11 protein-coding genes are annotated in these 12,756 nt (G+C 65.8%); 10 read left to right on the top strand and 1 reads right to left on the bottom strand.

What is annotated here, in order from left to right; genetic code table 11:
- Positions 1 to 22 precede the first annotated feature (22 nt).
- Positions 23 to 1,147 carry a PQQ-dependent sugar dehydrogenase gene (locus tag IFT71_RS06045; protein ID WP_192139695.1) on the bottom strand — a complete coding sequence of 375 codons (1,125 nt, stop codon included), beginning with the start codon at positions 1,145 to 1,147 and terminating at the stop codon, positions 23 to 25.
- 179 nt (positions 1,148 to 1,326) lie between these two features.
- On the opposite strand from IFT71_RS06045, the gene rimP reads away from it, so the two are divergent.
- From rimP to pnp, 10 genes are all read left to right on the top strand, one after another.
- On the top strand, positions 1,327 to 1,920 hold the full coding sequence (gene rimP / locus IFT71_RS06040) for a ribosome maturation protein RimP (RefSeq protein WP_159511724.1): 594 nt from the start codon (positions 1,327 to 1,329) through the stop codon (positions 1,918 to 1,920).
- Positions 1,920 to 3,635, top strand: coding sequence for a transcription termination factor NusA (gene nusA, locus IFT71_RS06035; RefSeq protein WP_192139693.1), 1,716 nt, complete (start codon positions 1,920 to 1,922; stop codon positions 3,633 to 3,635). The genes rimP and nusA overlap by 1 nt, the downstream gene beginning before the upstream one ends.
- Positions 3,635 to 3,874, top strand: a complete 240-nt coding sequence (locus IFT71_RS06030) for a tautomerase family protein (protein ID WP_031392998.1) — start codon at positions 3,635 to 3,637, stop codon at positions 3,872 to 3,874. The genes nusA and IFT71_RS06030 overlap by 1 nt, the downstream gene beginning before the upstream one ends.
- A 196-nt stretch (positions 3,875 to 4,070) precedes the next feature.
- On the top strand, positions 4,071 to 4,757 hold the full coding sequence (locus IFT71_RS06025; protein ID WP_042466764.1) for a DUF448 domain-containing protein: 687 nt from the start codon (positions 4,071 to 4,073) through the stop codon (positions 4,755 to 4,757).
- The gene (infB, locus tag IFT71_RS06020; RefSeq protein ID WP_192139692.1) at positions 4,754 to 7,603 is read left to right on the top strand and encodes a translation initiation factor IF-2; all 2,850 of its coding nucleotides are present in this window, start codon (positions 4,754 to 4,756) and stop codon (positions 7,601 to 7,603) included. The genes IFT71_RS06025 and infB overlap by 4 nt, the downstream gene beginning before the upstream one ends.
- Before the next feature lie 117 nt (positions 7,604 to 7,720).
- Complete coding sequence (gene rbfA / locus IFT71_RS06015; RefSeq protein ID WP_031396110.1) at positions 7,721 to 8,110, top strand: 30S ribosome-binding factor RbfA; 390 nt, start codon at positions 7,721 to 7,723, stop codon at positions 8,108 to 8,110.
- Between the two features lie 33 nt (positions 8,111 to 8,143).
- Positions 8,144 to 8,719, top strand: a complete 576-nt coding sequence (locus IFT71_RS06010; RefSeq protein ID WP_192139690.1) for a thymidine kinase — start codon at positions 8,144 to 8,146, stop codon at positions 8,717 to 8,719.
- Positions 8,720 to 8,848: 129 nt separating this feature from the next.
- On the top strand, positions 8,849 to 9,757 hold the full coding sequence (gene truB, locus IFT71_RS06005) for a tRNA pseudouridine(55) synthase TruB (RefSeq protein WP_192139688.1): 909 nt from the start codon (positions 8,849 to 8,851) through the stop codon (positions 9,755 to 9,757).
- A gap of 21 nt (positions 9,758 to 9,778) precedes the next feature.
- A complete protein-coding gene (gene rpsO / locus IFT71_RS06000; RefSeq protein WP_031394369.1) occupies positions 9,779 to 10,048 on the top strand; it encodes a 30S ribosomal protein S15 in 270 nt (89 codons plus the stop codon).
- Between the two features lie 194 nt (positions 10,049 to 10,242).
- Positions 10,243 to 12,663, top strand: coding sequence for a polyribonucleotide nucleotidyltransferase (gene pnp / locus IFT71_RS05995; RefSeq protein ID WP_056405276.1), 2,421 nt, complete (start codon positions 10,243 to 10,245; stop codon positions 12,661 to 12,663).
- The last annotated feature ends 93 nt before the right edge of the window (positions 12,664 to 12,756 follow it).

Below are 12,756 nucleotides of genomic sequence, written 5' to 3'. Positions count from 1 at the left end.
GCGGGCAGGAGGCAGCGCAGTCTTACCGCGCCGTCAGCTTGATCAGACGCCCCTGCGATTCGCCGCCGTCCTCCAGCACCCAGATCGCGCCGTCGGGGCCCTGTTCCACTTCGCGAATACGCGCGCCCATGTCCCACTGGTCGCCCTTGGCGGCATTGGTGCCGTTCAGGTCGACGCGGACGAGTGATTTCGACGACAGCCCGCCGATGAACGCATCCCCCTTCCACTGCGGGAACATGCTGCCGGAATAGATCATCAACCCGCCGGGCGAGATCACTGGGTTCCACGACACCTTGGGCGCCGCATAGCCGTCGCCGGGCATGTGGTCGGGAATGTCGCGCCCGTCATAATGGCTGCCGTTCGACGCGTTGGGCCAGCCGTAATTCTGGCCGGGCGTGATCAGATTGACCTCGTCGCCGCCCTTCGGCCCCATCTCCTGCTCCCAGAGATTGCCCTGCGCGTCGAATGCGATGCCGAGCAGGTTGCGGTGGCCATAGCTCCAGATCTCGGGTGCGAAGCCCTTGGCCGCGAGCGGATTGCCAGGCGCGGGCTTGCCGTCGAGCGTCAGGCGAAGGACCTTGCCAAGCGTGACCTTGGGATCCTGCGCCGGGGTAAATTTCTGGCGGTCGCCATTGGTGAAGAACAAATATTTGCCGTCGGGCGAAAACGCGATGCGACCCGAATAATGGCCATTGCCCTCGACGAACGGCCGCGCGCTGAAGACCACCTCGATCTCGCCGAGCCGCTCGCCCTCACCACCGTCAGGCCGCAACCGACCCCGCGCGAGAACCACGCCCTTGCCGCCAGCACCCGCCGAGGAATAGCTGAAATACACGCGGTTGCTCGTCGCGAAGTCGGGCGCGAGGACGACGTCCATCAACCCGCCCTGCCCCGCCGAATCGACCGTGATCGTCGCGACCGTCTGACGCTGCTTCCCATCGGCCGAAACGAGGAGTATTTCACCGGCCTTCTCCGTCACCAGCATCCGCCCGTCGGGCAGCACCGTCATCGCCCAGGGTGACTCGAAATCGGCGACGACCGTTTCGCTGAACGGCTTTTCCCCCGGCGCGGGCTGTGCGGAACAGGCAGCGGCGGCGAGCAAAGTGGCGGATATCAGGCCGGTGGCGGCCAATGTGCGACGGATCATGATCTTCTCCCGGAAATCCCTGCGCCAACGCGGCGTGACGAACGAAGGTTGCTCCCGCTTGCGAAGCGTTGCCATCGCGGGTATGGAGATCCTACTTTCTCTACATCGCCAGATGAAGAGGCTGCGGGGTTCGCTCCGCGGCGCTGATCACCTGTGCTTTGGCCCTGTTTGGAATTGCGATGGCGAATATCGCCCTGTTGACCGAATTGATCGAACCCGAAGCCAAGGCGCTCGGCCTCAGCCTCGTGCGCGTGCGCATGCAGGGCGGCAAGTCCGATCCGACGCTGCAGGTGATGGCCGAGCGGCCCGACACCCGCCAGCTCGTGATCGAGGATTGCGCCGAGCTGTCGCGCCGCATCTCGGACAAGTTCGATGCGCTCGAAGCCGAAGGCAAGGACCCGGTCGGCGAGGACGCCTATCGTCTCGAGGTGTCGAGCCCCGGTATCGACCGCCCGCTGACCCGGCTCCAGGACTTTGCCGATTGGGAAGGCCAGGAGGCGCGCATCCGCCTCGTCGAGCCGTTCGAGGATCGCAAGCAGATCTCGGGCAATCTGATGGGCGTCGAGGGCACCAAGATCACCGTCGACGTGAACAAGCACAAGATCATGACGATCGACTTCAGCCAAGTCGCCGACGCCAAGCTCGTCATGACCGACCGACTCATCGCCGCGACCGCGCCGCTTTCGACCGAAGGCGCGGACGAGGTTTTCTATCAAGATACGTCCGATGAGCCTGATGCTCGCGGCGTCGAGACCGAAGAAGGACAGCATTGATGGCCACGGCAGTCACCGCAAACCGCGCGGAACTGATCGCGATCGCGAATTCGGTCGCGTCGGAGAAGATGATCGACAAGGCGATCGTGATCGAGGCGATGGAGGACGCGATCCAGCGCGCCGCCCGCTCGCGCTACGGCGCCGAGAACGACATCCGCGCCAAGCTCGACCCGAACACCGGCGATCTGCGCTTGTGGCGCGTCGTCGAAGTGGTCGAGGCGGTCGATGACTATTTCAAGCAGGTCGACGTCAAGGGCGCGCAGAAGCTCCAGAAGGACGCGGCGCTCGGTGACTTCATCGTCGATCCGCTGCCCCCGATCGAGTTCGGCCGCATCGCCGCCCAGGCCGCCAAGCAGGTCATCTTCCAGAAGGTCCGCGACGCCGAGCGCGAGCGCCAGTTCGAAGAATATAAGGACCGCGCGGGCGAGATCATCACCGGCGTCGTCAAGCGCGTCGAGTTCGGCCATGTCGTCGTCGACCTGGGCCGCGCCGAGGGCGTTATCCGCCGTGATGCGCAGATCCCGCGCGAAGTGGTGCGCGTCAACGACCGCATCCGCTCGCTGATCCTGAACGTCCGCCGCGAGAACCGCGGGCCCCAGATCTTCCTCAGCCGCGCACACCCCGACTTCATGAAGAAGCTGTTCGCGCAGGAAGTCCCCGAAATCTACGACGGCATCATCGAGATCAAGGCCGCGGCCCGCGATCCCGGTTCGCGCGCCAAGATCGGCGTCATCAGCCATGATTCGTCGATCGATCCGGTCGGCGCGTGCGTCGGCATGAAGGGGTCGCGAGTTCAGGCCGTCGTGCAGGAAATGCAGGGCGAGAAGATCGACATCATCCCCTGGTCGCCCGACATCGCGACCTTCGTTGTCAACGCACTGCAGCCGGCCTCGGTCAGCCGCGTCGTGATCGACGAAGAGGAAGAGCGCATCGAGGTGGTGGTTCCCGACGATCAGCTGTCGCTGGCGATCGGCCGTCGTGGCCAGAACGTGCGGCTCGCGTCGCAGCTGACCGGCAAGGCGATCGACATCCTCACCGAGGCCGATGCCTCCGAGAAGCGCCAGAAGGACTTTGTCGAGCGCTCGGCGATGTTCGAGAAGGAGCTCGATGTCGACGAGACGCTCGCACAGCTGCTGGTCGCCGAAGGGTTCACCAGCCTCGAGGAGGTCGCCTATGTCGAGGTCGAGGAGATCGCCGGCATCGAGGGCTTCGACGAGGATCTGGCGGGCGAGTTGCAGAACCGCGCGACCGAGGCGCTCGAGCGTCGCGACGCGGCCAGCCGCGAAGAGCGTACCGCGCTCGGCGTGGAGGACGCGCTGATCGACATGCCGTATCTGAACGAGGCGATGCTCGTCACGCTCGGCAAGGCGGGCATCAAGACGCTGGACGATCTCGCGGATCTTGCGACCGACGAGCTGGTCGAGAAGAAGCGCGCCGAACCGCGCCGCCGCAACGACGACGCGCCCAAGCGTCCCGAGCCCAAGGGCGGCATCCTCGCCGAATATGGTCTCAGCGACGAACAGGGCAACGAGATCATCATGGCCGCGCGCGCGCACTGGTTCGAGGACGAAGCCCCCGAGGCGGACGCGGACGAGACTCCGGTGGAAGCGGCTTCGGCTGAGGACACGGCGGTCGAGGACACTGCGGCGGATGACGTCGCGGCGGATGACGCTGCGGACACGACCGACGCGAAGAGCGAGGACGGCAAGGCCTGATGCCGTTTGTCAGCATCCGCATTTCGGGGTCCGCGACTAAGGACCAGAAGGCCGGCATCGTCGCCGACGTCACCCAGTCGCTCGTCGAGCGGCTGGGAAAGAACCCGGCTGCGGTGCAGATCGTGATCGAAGAGGTGTCGACCGAGAATTACGGCGCGGGTGGCCAGCTGCTGGTCGACCGCGACGCCCCGAAGACGACTCCGGCGCAGGAGGACGCACATGCGGAACCCTCCCGATGAGACGCTAGGCGCTACCAACGGCCTTCCTTCCTCCCCTCCCGCAAGCGGGAGAGGACCGAAGGGTGGGCGCCCGGCCTCGGCTAAGAACAAGGGTGCAGGTGGGCGCGAGCCTAACCCATCCCGCGTGCGCGAGGGGGATGAAGACGCCCCCATTCGCAAGTGCATCCTGTCGGGCGAGCGCGATGTTCGGCCGCATATGGTGCGACTCGCGCTGGCCCCCGATGGCCAGATTCATCCCGACGTGCGTGCCAAGGCTCCTGGCCGTGGCGCGTGGATCGGGGTGACACGAATCGAACTCGAAGCGGCGATCAAGAAGGGCAAGCTGAAGGGCGCGCTCGCGCGTGCGTTCAAGACCGGCGAGTTCGCGATTCCCCCCGAACTGCCTGCGCAGATCGAAGCCGCGCTTGAGCGCAACGCACTTGACCGGCTCGGGCTCGAATCGCGCTCGGGCACCGTGCTGATCGGCTCCGACCGGATCGAGCAGAATGCGCGCCAGGGCAAGCTGAAGGCGCTGTATCATGCGTCCGACGCGGCCGAGGACGGCAACCGCAAGCTCGACCAAGCGTGGCGCATCGGCAACGATGTCGAAGGCTCGGGTCTGCGGGGGTTGGCACTGCCCGCGTCACGTACCATATTGGCGTTGGCGCTGGGGCGGGAGAATGTGGTACACATTGGCCTGACTGACCGCGCTGCAGCAAAGCGGGTGAGCGAAGCGCTCGACCGTTGGCTGCATTTTATCGGCCCCGAACCTTCTCCCGTGTCTTGCGAAACGGCCTCGCAGGGCGCATCGGCGTCTCAACAAAACGGGACGTCACCCATAACAGGGGCGTCCGGATCGACCGGACACAGCCCGGCCGTGGACATGACTGAGGAATTTGAGTGAGCGACACGGACAACGAGAAGCCGAAACTTGGCATGCGCGCACCTTTGGGTGTGAAGCGCACGGTCGAGACCGGCCAGGTGAAGCAGAGCTTCAGCCACGGCCGATCGAATACGGTGATCGTGGAAACCAAGCGTGCGCGCGTCCTGCGCCGTCCGGGCGAGCCCGACGGTCCGGTCGCCGATGCGCCGGTTGCCGCGCCCGCGCCGGTTGCGGCCCCCGCACCGGCTCCGCAGGCGCGTGCGCCGCAGCCCGCCCCCGCACCGGTACGCCAGCAGGCACCGAGCAACCTGTCGCCGCAGGAGCGGCAGGCCAAGCTTCTCCGCGAGGCGGAAGAGCAGCGGATGAACACGCTCGAAGAAGGGCGTCGTCGCCAGGAAGCCGAGCGCGCCAAGGCCGCCGAGGACGAGCGCAACCGCATCGCCGAACGCGCGCGTGCCGAGGCGGAAGCCAAGGCTGCACCTGCGCCGAAGCCCGTTGAGGCGCCTGCACCTGCACCTGCACCGGCACCCGTCGTCGAAGCAGCGCCGATCGTAGCGCCGACGCCTGCTGCCGCGCCGGTTGAAGCCCCCGTTGCGGTGGCCCCTGCCCCCGCTGCGGCCCCGGCACCCGCGCCGACTCCGACGCCAGCTCCGGTAGCGGCGCCAGCACCGGCTCCCAAGCCGGCGCCCGCGCCTGTCGCACCGCCGGCCCCGCCGCCGATTCTCGAATTGTCGCGCGATCCGTCGATGCCGGCACCCCGCCGGTTCTCGCCAGTCGCCCGTCCCGAGCGTCCTCCGCCGCCGCCGAAGCCCGTCCCGGCACCTGCGCCTGCAGCGCCGGCGACGACGGCCAATGCCGGCACGACCGCAGCGCGCCCTGGTGCAACCGGTGCCAACGCGCCGGCTGGTGGCGTCCGTCGCGACGCACCCCCGGCACGGCCGCAGCAGCGTGACCGCAAGGGCGACGATCGTCGCACCTCGGGCAAGCTGACCGTCAACCGTGCCCTCGGTGATGGCGATGGCGCCCGCGCCCGTTCGCTCGCCGCGCTCAAGCGTGCGCGTGAGAAGGAGCGTCGTGGCACCGGTGGTCCGCGCGAGCCGCAGGCCAAGCAGGTCCGCGACGTGGTCGTCCCCGAGGCGATCACCGTGCAGGAACTCGCCATCCGTATGGCCGAGAAGGGTGCAGACCTCGTCAAGGCGCTGTTCAAGATGGGCATGCCCGTCACGATGACGCAAACGATCGACCAGGATACGGCCGAACTGCTCGTCACCGAATTCGGTCACAACCTGACGCGCGTCAGCGATGTCGACCAGGATCTGGCGAACGACACGATTGACGATGCCGAGGAGACTCTGCGTCCGCGTGCCCCGGTCGTCACGATCATGGGGCACGTCGATCACGGCAAGACGTCGCTGCTCGATGCCCTGCGCGGCACCGACGTGGTGCGCGGCGAAGCGGGTGGCATCACCCAGCATATCGGCGCGTATCAGGTCACGCTGAAGGACAAGTCGAAGATCACCTTCCTCGACACGCCGGGCCATGAGGCGTTCACGCAGATGCGTGCGCGTGGTGCGGATGTCACCGACATCGTCATCCTGGTGGTGGCGGCGGACGACGGCCTGATGCCGCAGACGGTGGAGGCGATCGCCCACACCAAGGCAGCAGGCGTGCCGATGATCGTCGCGATCAACAAGATCGACAAGGAAGGCGCCAATGCCCAGAAGGTGCGCGAGCGCCTGCTGAGCGAGGAGATCGTGGTCGAGGACATGGGCGGCGACGTCCAGGACGTCGAAGTCTCCGCGACCAAGAAGATCGGTCTCGACACGCTGATCGAGAAGATCCAGCTCCAGGCCGAACTGCTCGAACTGCGCGCCAATCCGGATCGCGCGGCCGAGGGTACGGTGATCGAGGCCAAGCTCGACAAGGGTCGTGGCCCGGTCGCGACGATCCTCGTCAATCGTGGTACGCTCAGGGTTGGCGACATCTTCGTGGTCGGCGGCGAGAGCGGCAAGGTTCGTGCTCTGGTCGACGACAAGGGCAAGCAGATCAAGGAAGCGGGTCCGGCGATGCCGGTCGAGGTCCTCGGTCTGTCGGGCGTGCCGTCGGCAGGCGATCCGTTCCAGGTTGTCGAGAACGAAGCACGGGCCCGCGAAGTCGCGGAATATCGTCGCAGCGTGAAGACCGACAAGCGGACGGCATCGGTTCCGGCCAGCCTCGAGAGCATGTTCTCGGCGCTGAAGGAAAAGCAGGCGATCGAATATCCGCTGGTCGTGAAGGCCGATACGCAGGGTACCGTCGAGGCGATCGTCGGGGCGATCAACAAGATCTCCACCGACCTGATCAAGGCGCGCGTGCTGAGCTCGGGCGTCGGTGGCATCACCGAGTCGGACGTCACGTTGGCGGCGGCATCGGGTGCACCGATCATCGGCTTCAACGTTCGTCCGAATGCCAAGGCTCGCGAGATCGCGGAGCGCCAGAAGGTCGCGTTCAAATATTATGACGTGATCTACGACCTGATCGACGAGATCCGGGCGGGAATGGCCGGCGAGCTTGGGCCGGAAGCGTTCGAGACGGTCGTCGGTCGTGCCGATATCCGCGAGGTCTTCTCGGCGGGCAAGCATGGCAAGGCGGCGGGTCTGCTCGTTACCGAGGGCAATATCCGCAAGGCGCTCAAGGCACGCATCACGCGCAACGACGTCATCATCTACCAGGGCGAAATCGCATCGCTGCGTCGCTTCAAGGATGATGTCGCCGAAGTCCGCGCCGGGCTGGAGTGTGGCGTGACGTTCACGTCGAACTTCGTCGACATCAAGGCCGGCGACGTCCTCGAGACGTTCGAAGTCGAGATGCGCGACCGCACGCTGTAATACTGAAGCCCTCTCCCCCTCGGGGAGAGGGTTGGGTGAGGGGCAGTACCGGGCGGTAACGCTTGCGGCCGCCCCTCACCCCCACCCTCTCCCCGGAGGGGCGAGGGAGTTAGAAGAATGAAGACCGATACCCCAGAGATCAAAACCGTCCGCGCGCTGCGCGTGGGCGAACAGGCGCGTCACGCGCTCAGCGACATCCTCGCACGCGGCGACGTGCATGATCCGGTGCTCGAAAAGCACCTCGTCACGATCACCGAGGTCCGCATGTCCCCCGACCTGCGCCACGCCACCGTCTTCGTGAAGCCGTTGCTCGGCAAGGACGAGGAAAAGGTGCTGAAGGCGCTGCGGACGAACACCGCCTATCTCCAGCGCGAAGTCGCGACCCGTGTGCAGACGCGCTATGCCGCCAAGCTGAAATTCGTCGCCGACGAGAGCTTCGACGAGGGCACGCATATCGATACGTTGCTACGCGATCCGCATATCGCGCGTGACCTGTCCGAGGATTGACGCCGCCGCGCGACGCGTCTTTGGGTTGAGCCGATGGCCAAGCTGTATTTCTATTATGCGTCGATGAACGCAGGCAAGTCGACCAACCTGCTTCAGGCGGACTTCAACTACCGCGAGCGCGGGATGAGGACGATGCTGTTCACCGCCGCGATCGACGATCGCTTTGCGGCGGGCACGATCACGTCGCGGATCGGGCTGGAGGCACCGGCGATCGCGTTCGACGCGGAGACCGATATCGGCGCCTGCATCGCCCGGCAGCACGCCGAGGATGCGATCTCCTGCGTACTCGTCGACGAGGCACAGTTCCTGACCGCATCCCAGGTCGACCAGCTTGCCCAGATCTGCGACGTGGTCGGCATCCCGGTGCTCGCCTACGGCTTGCGGACCGATTTCCAGGGCGCGCTGTTCCCCGGCTCTGCGCGACTGCTCGCGCTCGCGGACTCGCTGGTCGAGATCAAGTCGGTGTGCATGTGCGGGCGCAAGGCGACGATGAACCTGCGCGTCGACGCGAACGGCCGCGCGATCGCCGAGGGGCAGCAGACCGAGATCGGCGGCAATGACCGCTATGTCGCACTGTGCCGCCGGCATTTTACCGCGGCTTTGGGCTAGTACCCCTCCCCCTGCCCGTTCGTGCTGAGCGAAGTCGAAGCACTTGTGCCAAATGTCCTTCGACTTCGCTCAGGACGAACGGGAGGGACGGACGAGCCCCGCACTCCCCATATTCAAGGACCCCAAGACATGCATGGCTGGATCATTCTCGATAAGCCGCTGGGATTGGGCTCGACGCAGGGCGTGTCCGCGGTGAAGCGCGCGCTGCGCAACGGCGGCTATGCCAAGTTCAAGGTTGGCCACGGCGGCACGCTCGATCCGCTCGCGACCGGCGTGCTGCCGATCGCGGTCGGCGAGGCGACCAAGCTTGCCGGGCGGATGCTCGACAGCGACAAGATCTACGATTTCACCATCATGTTCGGGGTCCAGACCGACACGCTCGACGCCGAGGGCGTTAGCTTCGCCACCTCCAACGTGCGCCCGACGATGGCAGCGGTCCAGGCGGTGCTGGCGCAGTTCACCGGCCCGATCGCGCAGGTGCCCCCCGCCTATTCCGCACTCAAGATTGATGGCGAGCGCGCCTACGACCTCGCCCGCGCCGGGCAGGACGTGGTGCTCGCCAGCCGAAACGTGACGATCCACGCACTTACGCCCCACCCCACCCGTCTTTTGGATGACGAGGTCGCGGAGGAACTGGAGGCGGTCACCCTCACCGCGCATGTCTCCAAGGGCACCTATATCCGCTCCCTCGCGCGCGACATCGCCTTGGCGCTCGGAACCGTCGGTCACGTCACCATGCTGCGGCGCGTCAAGGCCGGCCCGTTCGACCTCTTATCGGCGATATCGCTGGACAAACTGGACGAACTCGCTAAGGCCTCCGCGCTTGAAGATGTACTACTGCCCTTGAGGGTGGCGCTGGACGACATCCCGGCTCTCTCCCTCACCCCCGACCAGGCAGGGGCGCTCCGACAGGGGCGTATCTTGGCCGGGATCGCCGCAGACGATGGCCAATACTTCGCCGAGCTGGACGCTGTCCCGGTCGCGCTGGTCGAGGTCGAGGACGGAGACGTCCGGGTCGTTCGCGGTTTCAATCTGTGATGTCGAAGGACTGAGAATTTCATGACGATTACCGCTGAACGCAAGACCGAGCTGGTCAAGATCCACGCACGCCAGGACGGCGACACGGGTTCGCCCGAAGTCCAGGTCGCGATCCTGACCGAGCGGATCAAGAACCTGACCGAGCACTTCAAGGGCCACAAGAAGGACAACCACTCGCGTCGTGGTCTCCTGATGATGGTCAACAAGCGCCGGTCGCTGCTGGATTATCTCCGTCACAAGGACGGCCAGCGCTATCTGGATCTGATCGCGAAGCTCGGTCTCCGCAAGTAAAACGAACGGCTCCCTTCGGGGGGCCGTTTTTGTATATACGACTTTGATCCCGCGCCATCGCGCGCGGAGGCAAACGCCAGGACGCAATTCGGTGGACTGGCAAGGAGCGACAACTCGCTCCACACCGCCGCGAGCCGGCTTAGCTCGCACATAGGCCCCGGTCGGCATCTGGCCGCCGGAGTGAAGGAAACGAAATGTTCGATACCAAAACCGTAAGCGCCCAGTGGGGCGGCAAGACGCTGACGCTCGAGACCGGCCGCGTGGCCCGTCAGGCAAACGGCGCCGTGCTCGCCACCCTCGGCGAGACCGTCGTTCTGTGCGCCGTCACGGCTGCACGGACCGTCAAGGAAGGGCAGGATTTCTTCCCGCTCACCGTCCATTACCAGGAGAAGTTCTCCGCAAGCGGCCGTATCCCCGGTGGCTTCTTCAAGCGTGAGCGCGGCGCGACCGAAAAGGAGACGCTGACCAGCCGTCTTATCGACCGCCCGATCCGTCCCCTCTTCCCAGAGGGTTTCTACAACGAGATCAACGTGATCTGCCAGGTTCTGTCGTATGACGGCGAGAACGAGCCGGACATCCTCGCGATGGTTGCGGCGTCGGCTGCGCTGACGATCTCGGGCGTGCCGTTCATGGGCCCGATCGGCGCAGCACGCGTCGGCTATGTCGATGGCGCCTACATCCTCAACCCGACGCTCGACGAAGCCAAGGCGGGTGATCTCGACCTCGTCGTCGCCGCCACCGGCCAGGCCGTGATGATGGTCGAGTCGGAAGCCAAGGAGCTCTCGGAAGAGATCATGCTCGGCGCGGTCCAGTTCGCGCACAAGGCTTGCCGCGAAGCCGCCAACCTGATCATCGATCTGGCCGAGCAGGCTGCCAAGGATCCTTGGGAAATGGCCGAGCAGGCCGACCTGTCGACCGCCAAGGACAAGCTGAAGAAGCTGATCGGCAAGGACATTGCGGCCGCCTACAAGGTGACCGACAAGTCCAAGCGTTCGGACCTGCTGAACGCCGCACGCGCCAAGGGCAAGACCGCCTTTGCCGATGCGACCCCGCAGGACCAGATGGCGGCCGGCAAGCTGATGAAGAAGCTGGAGGCGGAGATCGTCCGCGGCGCCATCCTCAAGGACGGCACCCGGATCGACGGCCGCACCACCACGCAGATCCGTCCGATCGAGGCGATGGTGCACTTCCTCCCGCGCACGCACGGCTCGGCCCTGTTCACGCGCGGCGAGACTCAGTCGATCTGTACCACCACGCTCGGCACGCGCGACGCAGAGCAGATGATCGACGGCCTCAACGGGCTTTCGTACGAAAACTTCATGCTGCACTACAACTTCCCGCCCTACTCGGTCGGTGAAGTCGGTCGCTTCGGTGCGCCGGGTCGTCGCGAAGTCGGCCACGGCAAGCTCGCCTGGCGCGCGCTGCACCCGGTGCTGCCGTCGAAGGAAGAGTTCCCGTACACGATCCGCGTTCTGTCGGACATCACGGAGAGCAACGGCTCATCGTCGATGGCGACGGTCTGCGGCGGTTCGCTGTCGATGATGGATGCGGGCGTTCCGCTCAAGCGTCCGGTGTCGGGCATCGCGATGGGCCTGATCCTCGAGGGCAAGAACTTCGCGGTTCTGTCGGACATCCTGGGCGACGAGGATCACCTCGGCGACATGGACTTCAAGGTCGCCGGCACGTCCGAGGGCATCACCACGATGCAGATGGACATCAAGATCGCCGGCATTACCGAAGAGATCATGGGCAAGGCGCTGGCACAGGCCAAGGAAGGCCGTGCGCACATCCTGGGCGAAATGGCCAAGGCGCTCGACCACACGCGTGAGGAGCTGTCGGCACACGCACCGCGTATCGAGACCTTCACGATCGAGAAGTCGAAGATCCGTGAAGTCATCGGCACCGGCGGCAAGGTGATCCGCGAGATCGTCGCGCAGACCGGCGCCAAGGTCGACATCGACGACGAGGGCGTGATCAAGGTGTCGTCGTCCGACCCCGCGCAGATCGAAGCCGCGATCAAGTGGATCAAGGGCCTCGTCGAGGAAGCCGAAGTCGGCAAGGTCTATGACGGCAAGGTCGTCAACCTCGTGGACTTCGGTGCGTTCGTGAACTTCATGGGTGGCAAGGACGGTCTCGTCCACGTGTCCGAAATCAAGAACGAGCGCGTCGAGAAGGTCTCGGATGCGCTGAGCGAAGGCCAGGAAGTCAAGGTCAAGGTCCTCGAGATCGATCCGCGCGGCAAGGTTCGCCTGTCGATGCGCGTCGTCGACCAGACGACCGGCGAAGAGCTGGAGGACACGCGTCCTGCCCGTGAGCCGCGCGAAGGCGGTGATCGTGGTCCGCGCGGTCCGCGTCGCGATGGCGATGGTGGTCGTGACGCCGGTAACGGCGGTGGCGGTCGTGGCCCGCGCGGCGAAGGCGGCGGCGGTGATCGTGGTCCCCGTGGCCCGCGTCGTGATGGTGATGGCGGTCGTGATGGCGGCAACGGCGGGGGCCGTGGCCCGCGTCGCGACGGCGGTGGCCAGGGCGGCGAGCGCGCTCCCCGCGCCGAGCGTTCGGACGGCGACAAGGCCCCCGAGTTCGCCCCGGCGTTCCTGACGGGCGATCGCGACTAAGCGATCTTGCCGACTGGCAACTAGCGAAAGGGGATCCGGGCAACCGGGTCCCCTTTTTCGTGGCGATCACGACTGCGGAAGCCGGCGGCGCGA

Origin of the sequence: Sphingomonas sp. CFBP 13733 (genome assembly GCF_014841795.1) — a bacterium.
Lineage (GTDB): Bacteria > Pseudomonadota > Alphaproteobacteria > Sphingomonadales > Sphingomonadaceae > Sphingomonas > Sphingomonas aerolata.
The sequence above is the reverse complement of the archived record's forward strand: the minus strand, read 5'-3'. Positions and strand labels throughout refer to the sequence as shown.